17 protein-coding genes and 1 pseudogene are annotated in these 19,971 nt (G+C 39.6%); 15 read left to right on the forward strand and 3 right to left on the reverse strand.

All coding sequences use genetic code 11. The features are described from left to right. The first annotated feature begins 8 nt into the window (after nucleotides 1-8). The 6 genes from recN to HMPREF0848_RS02580 all read left to right on the forward strand — a co-directional run bounded on the left by recN (nucleotide 9) and on the right by HMPREF0848_RS02580 (nucleotide 4,686). Complete coding sequence (gene recN / locus HMPREF0848_RS02555) at nucleotides 9-1,679, forward strand: DNA repair protein RecN (protein ID WP_008534422.1); 1,671 nt, start codon at nucleotides 9-11, stop codon at nucleotides 1,677-1,679. A gap of 69 nt (nucleotides 1,680-1,748) precedes the next feature. Then, the gene (locus tag HMPREF0848_RS02560; protein ID WP_008534423.1) at nucleotides 1,749-2,585 is read left to right on the forward strand and encodes a DegV family protein; all 837 of its coding nucleotides are present in this window, start codon (nucleotides 1,749-1,751) and stop codon (nucleotides 2,583-2,585) included. Further along, entirely contained in the window at nucleotides 2,578-3,453 is an 876-nt protein-coding gene (locus HMPREF0848_RS02565; RefSeq protein ID WP_037608816.1) for an SGNH/GDSL hydrolase family protein, read from the forward strand. The genes HMPREF0848_RS02560 and HMPREF0848_RS02565 overlap by 8 nt, the downstream gene beginning before the upstream one ends. Beyond that, nucleotides 3,446-4,015, forward strand: a complete 570-nt coding sequence (locus tag HMPREF0848_RS02570) for a YpmS family protein (protein ID WP_008534425.1) — start codon at nucleotides 3,446-3,448, stop codon at nucleotides 4,013-4,015. The genes HMPREF0848_RS02565 and HMPREF0848_RS02570 overlap by 8 nt, the downstream gene beginning before the upstream one ends. 136 nt (nucleotides 4,016-4,151) lie before the next feature. Continuing rightward, nucleotides 4,152-4,427 carry an HU family DNA-binding protein gene (locus HMPREF0848_RS02575; protein ID WP_002884048.1) on the forward strand — a complete coding sequence of 92 codons (276 nt, stop codon included), beginning with the start codon at nucleotides 4,152-4,154 and terminating at the stop codon, nucleotides 4,425-4,427. Between the two features lie 58 nt (nucleotides 4,428-4,485). Continuing rightward, on the forward strand, nucleotides 4,486-4,686 hold the full coding sequence (locus tag HMPREF0848_RS02580) for a hypothetical protein (RefSeq protein ID WP_008534427.1): 201 nt from the start codon (nucleotides 4,486-4,488) through the stop codon (nucleotides 4,684-4,686). Nucleotides 4,687-4,752: 66 nt separating this feature from the next. On the opposite strand, the gene HMPREF0848_RS02585 is transcribed toward HMPREF0848_RS02580, so the two are convergent. Next, nucleotides 4,753-5,688 carry a dihydroorotate oxidase gene (locus HMPREF0848_RS02585; protein WP_037608819.1) on the reverse strand — a complete coding sequence of 312 codons (936 nt, stop codon included), beginning with the start codon at nucleotides 5,686-5,688 and terminating at the stop codon, nucleotides 4,753-4,755. Between the two features lie 255 nt (nucleotides 5,689-5,943). Here HMPREF0848_RS02585 and HMPREF0848_RS02590 point away from each other — a divergent pair, with 255 nt between their 5' ends. From HMPREF0848_RS02590 to pyk, 9 genes are all read left to right on the forward strand, one after another. Beyond that, a complete protein-coding gene (locus tag HMPREF0848_RS02590) occupies nucleotides 5,944-6,636 on the forward strand; it encodes a phosphoglycerate mutase (protein ID WP_004184061.1) in 693 nt (230 codons plus the stop codon). Between the two features lie 347 nt (nucleotides 6,637-6,983). Beyond that, complete coding sequence (locus HMPREF0848_RS02595) at nucleotides 6,984-8,546, forward strand: 2-isopropylmalate synthase (RefSeq protein ID WP_008534432.1); 1,563 nt, start codon at nucleotides 6,984-6,986, stop codon at nucleotides 8,544-8,546. A 12-nt stretch (nucleotides 8,547-8,558) separates the two neighbouring features. Further along, nucleotides 8,559-9,596, forward strand: a complete 1,038-nt coding sequence (gene leuB / locus HMPREF0848_RS02600) for a 3-isopropylmalate dehydrogenase (RefSeq protein ID WP_008534433.1) — start codon at nucleotides 8,559-8,561, stop codon at nucleotides 9,594-9,596. 4 nt (nucleotides 9,597-9,600) lie between these two features. Then, nucleotides 9,601-9,882, forward strand: coding sequence for a DUF1294 domain-containing protein (locus tag HMPREF0848_RS02605; protein ID WP_002888863.1), 282 nt, complete (start codon nucleotides 9,601-9,603; stop codon nucleotides 9,880-9,882). A 30-nt stretch (nucleotides 9,883-9,912) separates the two neighbouring features. Further along, the gene (leuC, locus tag HMPREF0848_RS02610; protein ID WP_037608821.1) at nucleotides 9,913-11,304 is read left to right on the forward strand and encodes a 3-isopropylmalate dehydratase large subunit; all 1,392 of its coding nucleotides are present in this window, start codon (nucleotides 9,913-9,915) and stop codon (nucleotides 11,302-11,304) included. A gap of 11 nt (nucleotides 11,305-11,315) precedes the next feature. After that, nucleotides 11,316-11,906: a 3-isopropylmalate dehydratase small subunit gene (gene leuD / locus HMPREF0848_RS02615; protein WP_008534438.1), complete on the forward strand. Its 591-nt coding sequence runs from the start codon at nucleotides 11,316-11,318 to the stop codon at nucleotides 11,904-11,906. Nucleotides 11,907-12,092: 186 nt separating this feature from the next. Next, nucleotides 12,093-15,203: a DNA polymerase III subunit alpha gene (locus tag HMPREF0848_RS02620; RefSeq protein WP_008534439.1), complete on the forward strand. Its 3,111-nt coding sequence runs from the start codon at nucleotides 12,093-12,095 to the stop codon at nucleotides 15,201-15,203. A gap of 91 nt (nucleotides 15,204-15,294) precedes the next feature. Then, nucleotides 15,295-16,314, forward strand: coding sequence for a 6-phosphofructokinase (pfkA, locus tag HMPREF0848_RS02625; RefSeq protein WP_008534441.1), 1,020 nt, complete (start codon nucleotides 15,295-15,297; stop codon nucleotides 16,312-16,314). A 69-nt stretch (nucleotides 16,315-16,383) separates the two neighbouring features. After that, a complete protein-coding gene (gene pyk / locus HMPREF0848_RS02630) occupies nucleotides 16,384-17,886 on the forward strand; it encodes a pyruvate kinase (protein ID WP_037608823.1) in 1,503 nt (500 codons plus the stop codon). 171 nt (nucleotides 17,887-18,057) lie between these two features. On the opposite strand, the gene HMPREF0848_RS02635 is transcribed toward pyk, so the two are convergent. After that, the gene (locus HMPREF0848_RS02635) at nucleotides 18,058-19,314 is read right to left on the reverse strand and encodes an ISL3 family transposase (RefSeq protein WP_008534445.1); all 1,257 of its coding nucleotides are present in this window, start codon (nucleotides 19,312-19,314) and stop codon (nucleotides 18,058-18,060) included. A 98-nt stretch (nucleotides 19,315-19,412) separates the two neighbouring features. Further along, nucleotides 19,413-19,971, reverse strand: a pseudogene (locus HMPREF0848_RS02640) (transposase); the annotation flags it as partial.

The following is a 19,971-nucleotide window of genomic DNA, read 5'->3' on the forward strand; positions in this document are numbered from 1 at the left end:
GAGGATTTATGCTTCTCGAAATTACGATAAAGAATTTCGCAATTATTGAAGAAATTTCTCTTAACTTTGAAAATGGGATGACTGTCCTTACTGGTGAAACGGGAGCTGGGAAATCTATTATTATCGATGCTATGAATCTAATGCTAGGGGCACGGGCCTCTAGTGAAGTGGTACGTCATTCAGCTCCCAAGGCAGAAATTCAGGGATTCTTTTCAATTGAACAAAATCCTGCTTTAGTCAGTCTTTTGGAAGATAATGGAATTCCTGTTGAGGATGAATTGATTATCCGCCGTGAAGTTTTCCAAAATGGTCGAAGTGTTAGTCGTATTAATGGCCAGATGGTGAATCTAACCATTCTTAAGGCAGTGGGACATTTTTTGGTCGATATTCATGGTCAGCATGATCAGGAAGAACTCATGAGACCTGCTCTTCACATTAGCATGTTGGATGCTTTTGGAGATAAGGCATTTTTCCAAACGAAGAAAAAGTATCAAGAATATTTTGACCGCTACCGTGAGTTAAGAAAAGCAGTTCTTGAAAAACAGAAAAATGAGCAGGAGCATAAAGCTCGTATTGAAATGCTGGCTTTTCAGATAGCAGAAATTGAGGCAGCTTCCTTAAAATCAGGAGAAGATTTTGCTTTGATGAAGGAGCGAGATAAACTACTGAATCATAAGCAGATAGCTGATACACTAACAAATGCCTATGTCATGTTGGATAATGAAGATTTTTCTAGTCTATCCAATGTCCGCTCTGCCATGAACGACCTTCAATCCCTTGAAGAGTATGACTCTGATTACAAGGAACTCTCTGGTAATCTATCAGAGGCCTATTACGTTCTTGAGGATGCAACCAAACAGTTGGGTGATCTTTTAGATAATCTAGACTTTGATGCAGGTCGTTTGCAGGAAATTGAACACCGTTTAGATACCATTAATGCTATTACCCGTAAATATGGTGGAACTGTCGATGATGTCTTGGATTACCTGGACAATTCGACTAAAGAATACAACCTTCTGACTGGGAATTCCAGCTCATCAGATGCCATGGAACAAGAGCTTAAGCAACTGGAAAAAGACTTGCTTGCGTCTGCAGAGACCTTACAGGTGGCACGTCATCAGATTGCAACGGCTCTTGAAGCAGAGATTAAGGCTGAGCTATGTGACCTCTATATGGATAAGGCAGATTTTAAAGTAACCTTTACGAAGGGAAAATTTAACCGTGATGGTAATGAACAAGTTGAGTTTTACATTTCGACTAATCCTGGCGAAGGCTTTAAACCGCTTGTTAAGGTTGCGTCAGGAGGAGAATTGTCTCGACTTATGTTAGCTATTAAATCAGCTTTTGCCCGAAAAGAAGACAAAACCAGCATCGTCTTTGATGAAGTGGATACTGGTGTTTCAGGCCGTGTTGCTCAAGCCATTGCTCAGAAGATTCATAAAATTGGAAGTCACGGTCAGGTCTTAGCCATCAGTCACCTTCCGCAAGTTATCGCTATTGCTGATTATCAGTTCTTTATTTCTAAGGAAAGTGATAATGAGACGACGGTATCGCGTGTCCGTCTCTTGACACCTGATGAAAGGGTTGAGGAAATCGCTAAGATGCTTGCTGGTGACAATGTGACCGATGCTGCCTTGAGTCAAGCAAGAGCTTTGCTAAAAGTAGATGAGCCAGTTTAGATAAACAGTTGGGCAAATCTCTCTAGTCGTGCTATAATAGAATATAAATTTTTGTTAAGCGAGAAAATTATGAGTAAAATTAGAATTGTAACTGATTCATCAATCACGATTGAACCAGAATTGGTTAAAAAGTATCAAATCACTGTTGTACCATTATCAGTTATGGTTGACGGTGTCATCTATTCAGATAGTGATCTTCGGGAAGAAGGTCGCTTCTTGGAAATGATGAAACATAGTAAAGAGTTGCCAAAGACAAGTCAGCCGCCAGTAGGTCTGTTTGCTGAAACTTATGAAAAACTTGTCAATGAAGGCGCTGAACATATCGTGGCCATTCATATCATGCATACTCTTTCTGGGACTTGTGAAGCCTCACGTCAAGGTGCTAGTCTTTCAGGTGCTGATGTGACTGTTATGGACTCAGGTTTTACAGATCAATGCCTTAAGTTTCAAGTGGTCGAAGCGGCTAAATTAGCTCAAGCAGGTGCTAGTTTGGAAGAAATTGTAGCACGTGTTGAAGAAGTAAAAAGCAAATCTGAGCTTCATATCGGCGTCTCTACCCTTGAAAACCTAGTCAAAGGTGGTCGTATTGGACGTGTTACAGGACTCTTATCATCATTACTCAACATCCGTGTCATTATGGAGTTGAAAGATTATCAGTTGAATACTATTGTTAAAGGTCGTGGGGCTAAGACCTTTACAAAATGGTTGGATGCTTACATTGACAATATCAAAGATCGCAAAGTAGCAGAGATTGGTATTTCTTATGCAGGAAAACCGGATTTGGCGCATGAACTTGCTTCGAAACTTGAGGTATTGGGTGCTCCAATTTCAATTCTTGAAACAGGGTCAATCATTCAAACACACACTGGTGAAGGCGCCTTTGCCGTAATGGTTCGCTATGAATAAGTTGAAAGAATCTGTATTACTTAGAAGCCTTCTGGGCTTCTTCTTGCTTTTTTTCGTATTCGTCGTGCTCTTTGTCTTCATCGTGCCAAGTAATCATCAGTCATTAAAAACTGTCGGAAAACTGAAGTCTGACAAAAAGGATACGGTCACCTATGTTGCTATCGGGGACTCCCTTACTCAAGGTGTAGGCGATACCACGAATCAAGGTGGCTTTGTTCCTATTTTGTCTCAGGCAATGGGGGCAGATTTTAACTGGCAGGTGACCTCAAGTAATTATGGTATTGCAGGAAATACCAGTAACCAAATTCTCAAACGGATGAAGGAAAAAGCGGACATTCAGAGGGATCTTAAAAAAGCCAAACTAATGACTTTAACTGTTGGCGGTAACGATGTCATGCATGTTGTTAAGGATAATATCACTAATCTTAGTGTTGATACCTTCAACAAACCTGCTGTGGCTTATCAAAAGAGGCTGCGACAAATTGTTGAGCTGGCTCGTAAGGACAATAAAACATTGCCAATTTATATCGTTGGTATTTACAATCCCTACTATCTGAACTTTCCAGATATGACAGAGATGCAAACGATTGTTGATAATTGGAACAAAGCTACAGAAGAAGTTTCCAAGGAATATCAAAATGTTTATTTTGTTCCAGTCAATGATTTACTCTATAAGGGAATTGATGGTAAAGGGGGCGTGACCAGTTCGGATGAAACATCCCGGTCCTCTAAATCATCATCAAAGAACCTTAACGATGCCCTTTTTGAGGATGATCATTTTCATCCCAACAACACAGGTTATCAAATTATGTCAGATGCTATTTTGAAACGTATTACGCAAACAAAGAAGGAGTGGTCAGGTGAGTAAGGTATGGAAATGGCTATTTTTAGGGCTACTAGCCTTGAACTTAGCGCTAGTAAGTGTTGTGACATATAGAGTCATGACCCCAGTAGAAACAAGTTCAGTGTCTTTACCTAAGGGTGCTACCAAAATTGGACGTTATAGCATGACAAAAGAAGAACTTGATGCAGCTCTAACCGGTTTTGCTCAAGATTATTCCACTGATAAAATGCATTTCAAGGTTAATGTCACTAATTCTAAAATTGTTTTTGAGAGTAGTTATAAGGTTTTAGGGTATGCCGTCCCCCTCTATGTTTATTTCACCCCGGTTGTCAGTGAATCAGGTGCAATCGTTTTAAAAGTTTCTGATCTTTCAGCTGGCTCTTTAAGCCTCCCTGTTTCAGATGCTCTTAAGATGATTAAGCGTTCGACAAAGCTACCTGATTATATTTCCATTGATAACAAGAAGGAAAAGGTTACTCTAAATATTCAATCAATGAAAAATGAAAAAGGAATAACGGTACGTGCTAAGAGTCTTGATTTGGTCAATGACCGTATCGAATTTGACATCTACAAGACAATAAATTAAAAAGCCTTTACTTTTTGCAAAAAAGCAATGAAATTAGCGTTTATTGCTTGACCTGATAGGTCTTTTAGGATAAGATAATACTTGTCCAAGCGCTAGAAAAACTTTACGCTTAGAAATATATTGGAGGATTGTTACAATGGCTAACAAACAAGATTTGATCGCTAAAGTTGCGGAAGCAACAGAACTTACTAAAAAAGATTCAGCAGCAGCAGTAGACGCAGTTTTTGCTTCTATCGAAGAATTCCTTGCTGCAGGTGAAAAAGTACAATTGATTGGTTTCGGTAACTTTGAAGTACGCGAACGTGCTGCTCGTCAAGGTCGTAACCCACAAACTGGTGAAGCTATCTCAATCGCAGCTTCTAAAGTTCCTGCATTTAAAGCTGGTAAAGCTCTTAAAGACGCAGTTAAATAATGTTAAAACCCCTAAGCTTTTAGGGGTTTTGCTTTACATGAAATGATAGAGGGAAACTATGACAACCTTAACCGTGGTAATGATTTTTCTTCTGGTTTTCACAGTTATAAAACTATCAGGTATTGTTGCTATAAGTAAGCTGATTAAGCCTAGTGAAGAACAGATTGAAGAAGCACGTCAAAAACGTCTTCAAGCTGAAAAAGAGGGCAAGGACCCTTTTGAAGACTGGGATGAACATGACGATGATGGTCTTGTCTAACAAGAGAATCCTCATCAAAGTATACAAAAAGGGCTTGGAGATTTTTCCAAGCTCTTTTTTAGTGAATTAATCAATATAGTGAAGTTTTCCACGGAAGTCTTCAAGGCTTTCATAGCCCTTTTCTTCCATGATTTCTTTCAGTTCTTTAGTAATTCGGTCAAAGACAGCCACACCTTCTTTTTGAAGTGCAGTACCAATTTGGACCATACTTGCTCCACAAAGGATATGTTCAAAAGCATCACGCCCAGATTTGACACCACCAGTACCGATGATTTGGATTTCAGGTTTTAGACGTTGGTAGAAAGCATGAACGTTTGCCAAGGCAGTCGGCTTGATATAGTCTCCACCGATACCGCCAAAACCATTTTTAGGTTTAATGACAACAGATTCGTCTTCAATATAAAGTCCATTACCAATTGAGTTGACACAGTTGACAAAAACAAGTGGTAATTGGTTGAAGACAGCAGCTGCTTGATCAAAGTGCACAATATCAAAGTAAGGTGGTAATTTGACACCAAGTGGTTTCGTAAAGTAAGAAAAGACTTCAGTTAGGATCTCGGTTGTTGTTTCAAAATCGTAGGCGATTTGAGGTTTACCTGGAACGTTAGGACATGAAAGGTTGAGTTCAACGAGCCCTTCATAGTCACTTTCTTGAACTTTTTTTAGAATAGTGTGTGTTTCCTCAGGTGACAAGCCAACTAATGAAAGAAAATGATTTTTTGTATTGGGTTGCTTTTGTAATTCAATGACATAGTCAAGGTAGTATTCAAAACCGTTATTAGGCAAACCCATAGAGTTGATAGAGCCAAGAGGAACATTAACATATCGAGGTTCAGGATTACCAGGGCGAGCTTCAAGCGTTCCTGTTTTTGTAACAAATGAACCTGCGGCCGAAGCTTCAACCTCTGCCAATTCTTCCTTAGTCATGCAATGAACCCCAGCAGCATTCATGAGGCAGTTATCGAATGAAAACTGGCCAATTTTTGTAGCAGTAGAAACCATAAGATCCTCCTTAAAGATCACAAAGCAAAATGTTACTATTTTATCTCATTTTAGCATGAAAAGGGGCCTAAAACAAGGAAAGAATAGATGGGTAATAATCTTAAAAGTGAATTCACCTAGGTATTTTTAATACCCCAGGCAAGAAGCTGTAGACTTTTACAGAATTTTTTGGATTTTGCTGGCTTTTTTAAGGTTTTTTGGGTAGAATAGAAGGAGTAAATGGGTATAACCCAAAATATAAAGGAGACATTACTAATGGTAAAATTGGTTTTCGCTCGCCACGGTGAGTCTGAATGGAACAAAGCTAACCTTTTCACAGGTTGGGCTGACGTAGATCTTTCTGAAAAAGGTACTCAACAAGCTATTGACGCTGGTAAATTGATCAAAGAAGCTGGTATTGAATTTGACCAAGCTTATACTTCAGTATTGAAACGTGCGATCAAAACAACAAACCTTGCGCTTGAAGCATCTGACCAACTTTGGGTTCCAGTTGAAAAATCATGGCGCTTGAACGAACGTCACTACGGTGGATTGACTGGTAAAAATAAAGCAGACGCTGCTGCACAATTCGGTGACGAACAAGTTCACATCTGGCGTCGTTCATACGATGTATTGCCTCCAAACATGGACCGTGATGATGAACACTCAGCACATAAAGACCGTCGTTACGCTTCACTTGACGATTCAGTAATTCCAGATGCTGAAAACTTGAAAGTTACTTTGGAACGTGCTCTTCCATTCTGGGAAGATAAGATTGCTCCAGCTCTTAAAGATGGTAAAAACGTATTCGTAGGTGCACACGGTAACTCAATTCGTGCCCTTGTGAAACACATCAAACAGTTGTCAGATGACGAAATCATGGATGTTGAAATTCCAAACTTCCCACCATTGGTATTCGAATTTGACGAAAAATTGAACGTTGTTAAAGAATACTACCTCGGAAAATAAGCTGAGTTAAGTAGTTATTACTAACAAATAGAAAAGTTGGCTTCGGTCAGCTTTTTTCTTTTCCTGAAAAAAATTGAAAGAAACGGTCAGAAAAGTCAGTCAATTCAGTAATTTTTCCTTGACTTTCAAGTTCGAAAGATGTATCATATTAGATAAGATACATCGAAAGGAAATGAGTCAAATGACATTCGCAACTACAACTACTTTGCTATTGCGTGATGAGGGCTAGTGCAAAAGCATTAGTCCTGTTTGGCTTACCAAGCGGGAGTTAAAAACATCTCGCTTGGGTTTCCGAGTGAGATGTTTTTTTACTACTATCGTTTTTACTTTTAGAAAGAGGATTGTCTATGCGTAAAGTTGAATTTTTTGATACAAGTCTTCGTGATGGGGAACAAACACCAGGTGTTAACTTTTCAATCAAAGAAAAAGTTGCCATTGCTAAGCAACTTGAAAAATGGGGAATTTCTGTAATCGAAGCAGGTTTCCCTGCAGCTAGTCCAGATTCATTTGAAGCAGTAAAACAAATTGCGGAAGCTATGACAACAACTTCTGTTACTGGCTTGGCTCGCTCAGTAAAATCTGATATTGATGCTTGTTATGAGGCTTTGAAAGATGCCAAGTATCCACAAATTCATGTCTTTATCGCAACAAGTCCGATTCACCGTGAGTTTAAATTGAAGAAATCAAAAGAAGAAATTCTTGAAGCTGTAAAAGAGCATGTGACTTATGCGCGTGAACGTTTCGATGTTGTTGAGTTTTCACCAGAGGATGCTACTCGTACTGAGCTTGATTTCTTGACTGAAGTTGTTCAAACAGCGGTTGATGCTGGTGCATCATATATTAATATTCCAGATACAGTAGGATTTACGACTCCAGAAGAGTTTGCACGTATTTTTGATCATTTGACTGAAAATATTAAATCAGACCATAAAGTTGTTTTTGGTGTTCACTGTCACGATGACCTCGGTATGGCAACTGCAAATACTTTGACAGCAATTAAACACGGTGCTGGACGTGTACAGGGAACTGTTAATGGTATCGGTGAACGTGCGGGTAATGTTGCTCTTGAAGAAGTAGCTGTTGCTTTGAAAATTCGTGAAGACTTTTTCCAAGCAACAAGTGATATTGTTCTTAATGAAACAATGAATACTTCAGAGCTTGTTTCTCGCTTCTCTGGAATTCCTGTTCCTAAAAATAAAGCTGTTGTTGGTGGAAATGCCTTCTCTCATGAATCAGGTATCCACCAAGATGGTGTTCTTAAGAACCCACAAACTTATGAAATTTTCACACCAGAATTGGTAGGTGTGAAGAGTAACAGTCTTCCTCTTGGTAAATTGTCAGGACGTCATGCCTTTGTTGAAAAATTGAAAGAACTTGAGCTTGACTTTGTGGAAGAAGATATCAAACCACTCTTTGCCAAATTTAAAGTCTTGGCTGGGAAAAAACATGATATTACTGATGCAGATATTCGTGCACTTGTTGCTGGTACAAGTGTAGATAATCCAGAAGGCTTCCACTTCCAAGATCTCCGTTTGACAACTAATGCTGATGAAACAATCACAGCAGCAGTTAGTCTAGTTAATGAAGATGGTGAGTCTGTGGAATTCTTGGCAAACGGTCAAGGATCAGTTGAAGCTATCTTCAATGCTATTGATAAATTCTTCAATCAAACAGTTCGCTTGACTTCTTATAATATCGATGCTGTAACTGATGGTATTGACGCTCAAGCGCGTGTACTTGTAACTGTAGAAAATGTGGATACAGATACTATCTTTAATGCTTCTGGTTTGGACTTTGATGTTTTGAAAGCTTCAGCAATTGCCTACATCAATGCAAATACGCTTGTTCAAAAAGAAAATTCTGGTGAAATGGCACGCAAAGTTTCTTACCGTGACCTTCCACAAGCCTAAGAGGAGTTAAACATGACAAAAAAAATTGTAACACTTTCTGGTGATGGTATTGGACCTGAAATCATGGCAGCAGGCCTTGAAGTTCTGGATAAAGTAGCTTCAAAAATCGGATTTGATTACGATATTAATGCTAAACCATTTGGTGGTGCTGGCATTGATGCCGAGGGTCATCCACTTCCTAAGTCAACTTTGGATGCTGCTAAATCAGCAGATGCTATCCTCTTGGCTGCAATTGGTGGACCTAAATATGACAATGCGCCAGTTCGTCCTGAACAAGGACTTTTGGCCATTCGTAAGGAGTTGAATCTCTTTGCTAATATCCGTCCTGTCCGTATCTTTGATGCTTTGAAACACTTGTCACCTCTTAAACCTGAACGTATTGAAGGTGTTGACTTTGTCGTTGTACGTGAGCTTACAGGTGGTATTTACTTTGGTGAACATATTTTAAAAGAAGATAAGGCTCGTGATATCAATGATTACTCAGCCAATGAGATTCGTCGCATCATGCGTCGTGCCTTCAAGATTGCCCAAGGTCGTGGTAAGAAAGTCACTAGCATTGATAAACAGAATGTCTTGGCAACTTCTAAATTGTGGCGTAAGGTTGCCGATGAAGTTTCTTTGGAATTTCCAGATATAACCCTTGAACACCAACTCGTTGATAGTGCTGCCATGATTATGATTACCAACCCAGCTCGTTTCGACGTGGTTGTGACAGAAAACCTTTTTGGGGATATCTTGTCTGATGAATCAAGTGTCCTTCCAGGTACTCTTGGTGTTATGCCATCAGCCAGTCATTCAGAAAATGGTCCAAGTCTTTATGAACCAATTCATGGTTCAGCACCTGACATTGCTGGTCAAGGTATTGCCAATCCGATTTCAATGATTTTGTCAGTAGCAATGATGCTTCGTGAAAGTTTTAATGAAACTGAAGGGGCAGAATTGATTGAAAATGCTGTTGATAAGACCTTGAATCAAGGCATCTTGACACGTGATTTGGGTGGTCAGGCATCTACTGCTGAAATGACAGCAGCTATCATTAGCAATCTCTAAAATCATGACACTAAAACAAGTGTTACTTTCTGTTTTGTTGGTATGGAATATCGTTGTTTTATGTGCTTATGGGCTTGACAAACACAAGGCTATTCGACATAGGCGGCGAATTTCTGAGAAGACATTATTATTTCAAACCCTTATTTTGGGTGGTATTGGTGCTTCTCTCGGTGGGGCTGTGTTTAGACATAAAATTAAGAAATGGTACTTTAGGCTTTGTTGGCTTTTGGGCCTGCTAAATGATTTTGTTATGTTATATCTCATCCTAACAAAACTTTCGGATTAGTTTATCCTTAGATAATAATTGGAGTATTTTATGAGCGGAAAATCAATTTTCGATAAACTTTGGGAACGCCACGTTGTTACCGGTAACGAAGGTGAACCACAATTGATGTATGTGGATCAACACTATATTCACGAAGTTACAAGTCCACAAGCCTTTCAAGGACTTCGTGATGCTGGACGTAAAGTGCGTCGTCCAGATTTAACTTTCGGTACGACTGACCACAACGTTCCTACAGTGGATATTTTCAACATTCGTGACCTTATTTCTAAAAACCAGATTGATACTTTGGCGAAAAACGTTGAAGAATTTGGTATTGATGCGGCTACCCACGGTACTGCTCGTCAGGGTATTGTCCACATGGTTGGTCCTGAAACAGGTCGCAGTCAACCTGGTAAATTTGTAGTCTGTGGGGATAGTCATACGGCTACTCACGGTGCCTTTGGTGCCATTGCCTTTGGTATTGGGACATCTGAGGTGGAACACGTATTCGCGACACAATGTTTGTGGCAAGTGAAACCTAAGAAAATGAAGGTTGAGTTTGTTGGTAAACCTCAGCCAGGTGTCTATTCAAAAGACTTTATCCTTGCCCTTATTGCTCGCTATGGTGTAGATGCAGGTGTAGGATACGCAGTTGAATATTGTGGAGAAGCTATTGATGCCCTTTCAATGGATGAACGCATGACTATTTGTAACATGTCTATTGAATTTGGTGCTAAGATGGGTCTCATGAATCCTGACCAAAAAACTTATGATTATGTTGAAGGTCGTCCATGTGCACCTCAGGGTGAAAAATTCGAAGAAGCAGTAGCTGATTGGAAAACTTTGGTTTCTGATCCTGATGCTGAATATGACAAAGTCATCACAATTGATGTTGCTGAGTTGGCTCCTATGGTGACATGGGGAACTAACCCTGAAATGGGTGTTGAGTTCGACCAACCATTCCCAGAAATCAATGACTTCAATGATGAACGTGCTTACGAGTATATGGATGTAAAACCTGGTGACTATGCTAAAGACATTGATTTGGGTTATGTCTTTATCGGTTCTTGTACCAATGCACGTCTTAGCGACCTTGAGTTAGCGGCTAAGTTTGTTAAAGGAAAACATATTGCCCCAACATTGACAGCTATTGTTGTTCCTGGTTCACGTCCCGTTAAGAAAGAAGCTGAGCGTCTTGGCTTGGATAAAATTTTCTTGGATGCAGGATTTGAATGGCGTGATCCAGGTTGCTCAATGTGTCTTGGTATGAACCCAGACCATGTTCCTGAGGGTGTCCATTGCGCCTCTACAAGTAACCGTAACTTCGAGGGACGCCAAGGATACGGAGCTCGTACTCACCTTTGTAGTCCAGCAATGGCAGCCGCAGCGGCTATCGCTGGTAAATTTGTAGATGTACGTGATATGCCAGAAGTTCAAGCATAAGGGAGAAGATAATGGAAAAATTTACCGTCTATACAGGGAAATCAGTACCTTTGATGAATGATAACATCGATACGGACCAACTCATTCCCAAACAATTCTTGAAAGCCGTTGATAAAAAAGGCTTCGGTAAGAATTTGATGTTTGAATGGCGTTACCTCAATGATAACTATGATGAGAATCCTGATTTTGTTTTCAATAAAGATGAGTACCGTGATGCAACTATCTTGGTTACGGGTGATAACTTTGGTTCAGGATCATCTCGTGAACACGCTGCATGGGCATTGGAAGACTATGGTTTCCGCTGTGTTATCGCAGGATCATTTTCAGATATTCACTACAACAACGAATTGAAAAATGGTATGCTGCCAATCGTTCAACCTTTGGAAGTTCGTCAAAAATTGGCAGCTCTTCCTGCAGGTGAAGAAATCACGATTGACCTTCCAAACCAAGTGATTAAATCTTCAGCTGGAGAATTTCCATTCGAGATTGACCATGAGTGGAAACGTAAATTGGTCGAAGGACTTGATGACATCGGTATCACTCTTCAATATGAAGATTTGATTTCTGCTTATGAAAAGCAACGTCCAGCCTACTGGCAATAAGGATTTTTTAGCTTTAATAACGCATGACCTTGAAATCAGTGATTATACGGTCATGTAAGGATGGGATAAGAACAAAGGGTATTAAAACTTGTTCTGTCCCATCTTTTTGTTTTCGGAAAGAAGACAAAGCGATTGCATTTTTACAAGTACGGTGTGCTATAATAGAAGGATAGAAAGGAGGCTCTCATGTTTGCCCAATTAGATACAAAATCAGTGTATAGTTTCATGGATAGTGTTGTAGATTTACCAAGCTATGTCAAACGTGCCAAAGAGCTTGGATACCAGGCCCTTGGTTTGATGGACCGTGATAATCTCTATGCTGCCTATCATTTTGCGCAACTGGCTACTAAAAATGGATTACGTCCCTTGATTGGTATGGAAGCAAATTTAGTCTACGAGGGAAGAATGATTGCATTTCGTCTCTTAGCTAAAAATAATCAGGGCTATAAAAATTTGATGAAGTTGGCAACAGAGCTCTCCTCGGGACAACGTGAGTTTACGGCTTTATCCAACTATTTGAATGAGATTGCGCTTATCCTCCCCAGTGAAGAGTGGGAACCAGGAATGGCGTTTGAATCAGATGTCTTTATTGGAGTAAGACCAGAAGATGCGGGTAAAGAGTTTGATTATCCTGTCCTACCTTTACATACAGTACGTTACTTTGATAATGTAGATCGCTCGACGATTCAGATGTTGCATGCCATCTCACAAAATGTTTCCTTGTCAGAGGCCTCTATTTGTCCTATGAATCAGCTTCTTTTCTCGCCTCAAGAAATGGAAAGTGCACATAGTGATATTCCAGATGCTTTAAACAATTTGGACCAACTGGTTTCAGACATCACTTATCAATTTGACACAGAACTGAAGCTTCCCCGTTTTAATCGTGACATGCTGGCAGTTGATCAATTACGTCAATTAGCCCAAGATGGCTTGGAAACTAAAGAGTTAACGGCCTCAGTTTATCAGGAACGTTTAGACAAAGAATTAGCAGTCATCCATCAGATGGGCTTTGATGACTATTTCTTAATCGTTTGGGATCTCCTTCGTTTTGGACGTAGTCGTGGTTACTATATGGGAATGGGGCGTGGGTCCGCAGCTGGTAGCCTAGTTGCCTATGCTTTGGATATAACAGGTATTGACCCTGTTAAAAATGACTTGCTATTTGAGCGTTTCCTAAATGAAGAACGGTATACCATGCCAGATATTGATATTGACTTGCCTGATATCTATCGAAGTGAGTTCCTACATTATGTGAGAGACCGTTATGGCAGTATGCACTCTGCTCAGATTGTCACTTTTTCTACCTTTGGAGCCAAGCAGGCAATTCGAGATGTTTTTAAACGTTTTGGAGCTAAGGAATTTGAACTGTCCCAACTCAGCAAAAAGATTTCTTTTCGTGATAATCTAACCTCTGTCTATGAGAAAAATATGTCATTTAGGCAATTGATTAATCAGAGACCGGAATTCCAGAGGGCTTTTGAAATTGCTAAGGCAATTGAAGGACAGCCTAGACAGACTTCCATCCATGCTGCTGGTATTGTAATGAGTGATGATGACTTAACAGAACACATCCCTCTAAAAGCCGGTGAAGACATGATGGTTACCCAATACGATGCCTCTGCCGTAGAAGCCAATGGTCTTCTTAAGATGGACTTCCTGGGGCTTCGCAATTTGACCTTTGTTCAAAAAATGAAGGAAAAGTTGGAAGAAGAGCAAGGAGTCGTCATTGATATCAAGTCGATTGATTTAGAAGATTCGCAGACGCTCGCCCTTTTTGCCAGTGGTAAGACCAAGGGGATTTTTCAGTTTGAGCAAGCGGGTGCTATAAACCTCTTAAAACGTATAAAACCCTCTCAATTTGAAGAAGTGGTTGCCACAACCTCTCTTAACCGTCCAGGCGCCAGTGATTATATAGACAATTTCATCGCTCGTAAATATGGAAAGGAGAAAGTAGATCTGATTGATCCTGTTGTTGCTCATATCCTTGAGCCAACTTATGGTATTATGCTCTATCAGGAGCAGGTTATGCAGATTGCTCAGGTGTTCGCTGGCTTTACACTAGGAAAAGCGGATCTGCTTCGCCGTGCCATGTCTAAGAAAGATGCCAATGAAATGTCTAAGATGTCTGAGGCATTTATGTCTGGCAGTCAACAATTAGGACGTAACCCACAGATTGCTGAGCGCCTTTTTAGTATGATGGCTAAGTTTGCCGGATATGGTTTTAATAGGAGTCATGCCTATGCTTATTCAGCTTTAGCTTTTCAATTGGCTTATTTCAAAAGCCACTATCCTCAAGTTTTCTATGACGTTATGCTGAATTACTCGTCTAGTGATTACATTAAGGATGCTATTGGAAATGGCTTTTCTTTGGCTAGACTGGATATCAATAGAATTCCATTTCATGACAAAATTTCAGATGGCAAAATTGTTTTAGGTCTAAAGACCATTAAAGGATTTCCTAGAGATTTTGCTCTTTGGATTATTGAAGATCGAAAGGAAAATGGCAAATACGTCTCTATTGAAGACTTTTTGACACGTATTCCCAAGAAATATCAGAAAGTAGAGGTATTGACACCTTTAGTCCACATAGGCTTGTTTGATATCTTTGAAACGAATCGTCAGAAAATCATTGGAAATTTAAGTAACCTCTTTACTTTTGTCAATGAGTTAGGCAGCTTGTTTGCAGAGTCGTCCTATTCCTGGGTGGATTATGACGATTATAGTCAGATAGACCGTTACAATATGGAACAGGAGTTATTGGGTGTTGGTCTTAGTCCTCATCCCTTACATTTGGCTCAGAAAATGGCTACGCATCCTTATCAGCCCATTTCAGATTTGACTGTAAATAGTAAAGCCACAGTATTGGTTCAACTAGAATCAGTTAGAATCATCAGAACAAAGAAAGGTGATCGGATGGCTTTTCTGAGTGTCTCTGATGGTATAAACAAGCTAGATGTGACGCTTTTTCCGGAAACCTATTTTTATCATAAGGATAAGTTAAAAGAAGGAGGTCTCTTTTATCTTGAGGGACGAACTCAGGAGCGTGATGGGAGAATCCAATTAGTTTTGGCAAATATGGAAGAAGCTAGCACAGAACGTTTCTGGATTTTACTTGAAAATCATGAAAAGGACTTAGAGATTTCCAAAATTCTAGCCAAGTATCCGGGTAACATTCCTGTTATCATCCGTTATCAGGAAAGCAAGGAAACAATAGTCAGTCAACGTTTTAGGGTGTCTGATGAGGTAGAATTGCAAAAAGAATTGGCCCAATATACTCTAAAAACAGTTATAAGATAAAAAACTGGTAAAACTTTTCAAATTTCAAGCTATTTAGAATTGTTTGTGTTATAATGATAATGTTAAATATATAAAAGGAGTATCGGGAATAATGAAACGTATTGCTGTTTTGACTAGTGGTGGAGATGCCCCTGGCATGAACGCTGCAGCTCGTGCAGTTGTTCTTAAAGCAATTTCTGAAGGAATTGAAGTATTCGGCATTAATCGTGGATACGCTGGTATGGTTGAGGGAGATATTTTCCAACTTGACGCTAAAGGTGTATCTAACATCTTGAGCCGTGGTGGTACTTTCCTTCAGTCTGCACGCTATCCTGAGTTTGCCCAACTTGAAGGCCAGCTTAAGGGTATTGAGCAACTTAAAAAGCATGGAATCGAAGGTGTAGTTGTTATCGGTGGAGATGGCTCTTACCATGGTGCTATGCGTTTGACTGAACATGGTTTCCCAGCAGTTGGTCTTCCAGGAACTATCGATAACGATATCGTTGGTACAGACTATACAATTGGATTTGATACAGCTGTTGCAACTGCAACAGAAGCTTTGGATAAAATCCAAGATACTGCTTTCAGTCATGGACGTACTTTTGTCGTTGAAGTAATGGGACGTAACGCTGGTGATATCGCTCTTTGGGCTGGTATTGCTTCAGGTGCTGACCAAATTATCGTGCCAGAAGAAGAATACGACATCAACGAAGTGGTTCGTAAAGTTAAAGAAGGTTACGAATCTGGTGCAAAAACTCACCACGTAATTGTACTTGCTGAAGGCGTTATGGGTGCTGAAGAGTTTGCAGCTAAAATGAAAGAAGCTGGAGATACTTCAGACCTTCGTGCCACAAATATTGGACACGTGGTTCGTGGTGGTTCACCAACAGCTCGTGACCGTGTTCTTGCGTCATGGATGGGTGCACATGCTGTTGATCTTCTTAAAGAAGGTATTGGTGGTGTTGCCATTGGTATTCACAATGAAGAACTTGTTGAAAGTCCAATTCTCGGTACAGCAGAAGAAGGTGCTTTGTTCAGTTTAACTGAAGATGGCAAGATTATTGTCAACAATCCACACAAAGCTCGTCTTGATTTTGCAGAGCTTAACCGTTCTTTAGCTAACTTGAAATAATAGCGGTTCTATTAATTATTGTTAATCCGTCGCAAAAGCGACAATAAATATAAGGGAGTTTTATTTATCATGAATAAACGCGTAAAAATCGTTGCTACACTTGGTCCTGCGGTTGAAATCCGTGGTGGCAAAAAATTTGGTGAAGAAGGCTATTGGGGTGAAAAACTTGACCGCGATGCATCTGCTAAAAATATTGCTCAGTTGATTAAGGAAGGTGCGAATGTTTTCCGTTTCAACTTCTCACACGGTAACCATGCTGAACAAGGTGAACGTATGGAAGTTGTTCGTCAAGCAGAAGAACTTGCTGGTCAAAAAGTAGGTTTCCTTCTTGATACTAAAGGTCCTGAAATCCGTACTGAATTGTTTGAAGGTGATGCAAAAGAATTTTCATACAAAACTGGTGAACAAATTCGTGTTGCTACTAAACAAGGCATCAAATCAACTCGTGAAGTTATCGCTTTGAACGTTGCCGGTGGACTTGACATCTTCGATGATGTTGAAGTTGGTAAACAAGTTCTTGTTGACGATGGTAAACTTGGTCTTCGTGTTGTAGAAAAAGATGCTGAAAAACGTGAATTCGTCGTTGATGTTGAAAACGATGGAATCATCGCTAAACAAAAAGGTGTTAACATTCCTAACACTAAAATCCCATTCCCAGCACTTGCTGAAAGAGATAATGACGATATCCGTTTCGGTCTTGAACAAGGTCTTAACTTCATCGCTATCTCATTCGTACGTACTGCAAAAGACGTACAAGAAGTTCGTGCTATCTGTGAAGAAACTGGTAATGGACATGTTAAATTGTTGGCTAAAATCGAAAACCAACAAGGTATTGAAAACATTGATTCAATCATCGAAGCTGCTGATGGTATCATGATTGCACGTGGTGACATGGGTATCGAAGTTCCATTTGAAATGGTTCCAGTTTACCAAAAAATGATTATCACAAAAGTCAATGCTGCAGGTAAGATTGCTGTTACAGCAACTAACATGCTTGAAACAATGACTGACAAACCTCGTGCAACTCGTTCAGAAGTATCTGACGTATTTAACGCAGTTATTGATGGTACTGATGCTACAATGCTTTCAGGTGAATCTGCTAATGGTAAATATCCTGTAGAATCAGTTCGTACAATGGCTACAATTGATAAAAATGCACAAACTCTTCTTAAAGAGTATGGTCGTCTTGATTCATCAACATTTGGTCGTTCAAGCAAGACTGAAGTTGTTGCATCTGCAGTTAAAGATGCTACTAACTCAATTGATATCAAACTTGTCGTTGCACTTACTGAATCTGGTAACACAGCTCGTTTGATTTCTAAATACCGTCCAGAAGCTGACATCTTGGCAGTAACATTCGATGAAATTACTCAAAAATCATTGATGCTTAACTGGGGTGTTATTCCAGTAGTTACTGAAAAACCTGCTTCAACTGATGACATGTTTGATGTTGCTGAAAAAGTAGCATTGCATTCAGGTCTTGTAGAATCTGGTGATAACATTGTTATCGTTGCTGGTGTTCCAGTAGGTACAGGTGGAACAAACACTATGCGTATCCGCACAGTCAAATAATTTGAGTTTCTACTTAAATAGAAAGGGCTCTTTGTCAACTGTAGTGGGTGACGAAAAGCTAACATCTAGAGAGAACCTGATAGGTTTTCTCTTTTTGTATGTTCAGAGTGATGAAAACACGCTTCCTAAAGTTAATAGGCTCCTTGTCAACTGTAGTGGGTTGATGAAAAGTTACAACCTGGAGAGGACCAAATTGGTTCTCTCCTTTTTGATGTTCAAAGCAATGAGAATTCTAGTTTTAAAGTTGTCAAAGTTCCGGAAGCCAAAAGCATTTCGCTTGATGACTTTGATGAGGTTATTGGTAGCCTCTAGTTTTGCGTTTGAGTAGGGAAGTTCCAGTGCATTCATGATCTTGTCTTTATCTTTCAAAAAGGTCTTAAAAACAGTTTGAAAAATAGGATTTACAGAAGAAATTGTTTCGTCAATAAGACTAAAGAAATGGTCTGTTTGTTTCTCTTGAAAATGAAAGAGTAGGAGTTGATAGAGATTATAGTGCTGTCTAAGTTCTTGAGAGTATGAAAGCAGCTTTTCTAGAACCTCTTTATTGGTCAAGTGTGACCGAAAAGTTGGTCGATAAAAACGTTTATCACTGAGTTTACGGCTATCCTGTTGGATGAGTTTCCAGTAACGTTTCAGTGCTTTATATTCGTGCGATCTCCGATCAAACTGATTCATAATTTGTATGCGTACGCGATTCATTGCTCGACTGAGATGCTGGACAATGTGAAAACGGTCGAGAACGATTTTAGCGTTAGGAAAAAGTTTTCTAGCAATATCATAGTAGGGACTAAACATGTCCATGGTAATGACTTTCACGCGACTTCTCACCTGTCTAGAATAACGAAGGAAATGATTGCGAATAGTTGCTTGAGTCCGTCCATCTAGGATAGCTACGATCTTTCTTGTATCGTAGTCCTGTGCAATAAAGCTCATCTTACCTTTCTTGAAGCTGTACTCATCCCAGCTCATGTGTTCTGGAAGGTGGTTAAGATCAGATTTGAATTCGAACTCTTTCAATTTACGGATGACTGTCGAAGTAGAGATTGATAAACTTTCGGCAATAGCAGTCATAGGGACTTTCTCAATTAATTGTTGAGTGATTTTCTGGTTGACGATCGTTGAAATTTGGTGGTTCTTTTTGACTAAGGAAGTCTCTGCGACAGCCATTTTTCCGCATACTTTACAGCGAAAACGGCGTTTTCTCAATCGAATAAGAGTTTTGTAGCCCGCACACTCTAGATAGGGAATTTTAGATTCTTTTTGGAAGTCATATTTAGCCATTTGTCCTTGACAATCGAGACACTTAGGAGCAGGATAATCTAGCTTAGCGATGATTTCTTTATGTGTTCCAGCATCCAGATAATCCAAGATTATGATGTTGTTGTCTTTAATTCCGAGTATGTTTGTGATAAAATTTAATTGTTCCATAAGATTCTTTCTAATGAGGGTTTGGTCACTTTTTCATTATAGGTCTTATGGGGCTTTTTTTCTACAACAAAATCGGCTCCATAATTCCTATGGTGGTTTTACCCACTACAGAAATTATAGAGCCAGTTAATAAAGTTTCTAAAACCAAAGCCCAGACGTTTAATGTCTTTGATAAGCTTATTGGTCCCCTCCAATTTTGCATTTGAGTAATGTGTTTCTAGCGCATTTTTGATGTATGGTTTGTGTTTAAGGAAGGTCCTAAAGACAGTTTTGAAGTAATGATTGACCTTGCTTATATTCTCCTCTATGAGCTCGAAAAACTCATCTACCCTCTTCTCCTGAAAGTGAAACAGCAACAGCTGATAGAGGTTATAATAGTTAGCGAGTTCTTCTGAGAAATTCAGTGTCTTCCTAACGACTTCATGTGGACTTAAGGTTTGACCAAAGGTCTTCGAGTGAAATGACTTACAGGATAACTTACGGCTGTCCTTTTGGAAGAGTCTCCAGTGATTTTTCAAGGCTCGATAAGGGAGTGACTTCTTATCAAACTGGTTCATAATGGCAATTCTTGTCTTCAAAAAGGCTCGACCAAGGTGTTGGATTATATGGAACGATCAATAATGAATTTCGGCGTTCGGGAAAAGTCTACGAGCTAGT

Source organism: Streptococcus sp. C150 (assembly GCF_000187445.1).
GTDB lineage: Bacteria > Bacillota > Bacilli > Lactobacillales > Streptococcaceae > Streptococcus > Streptococcus raffinosi.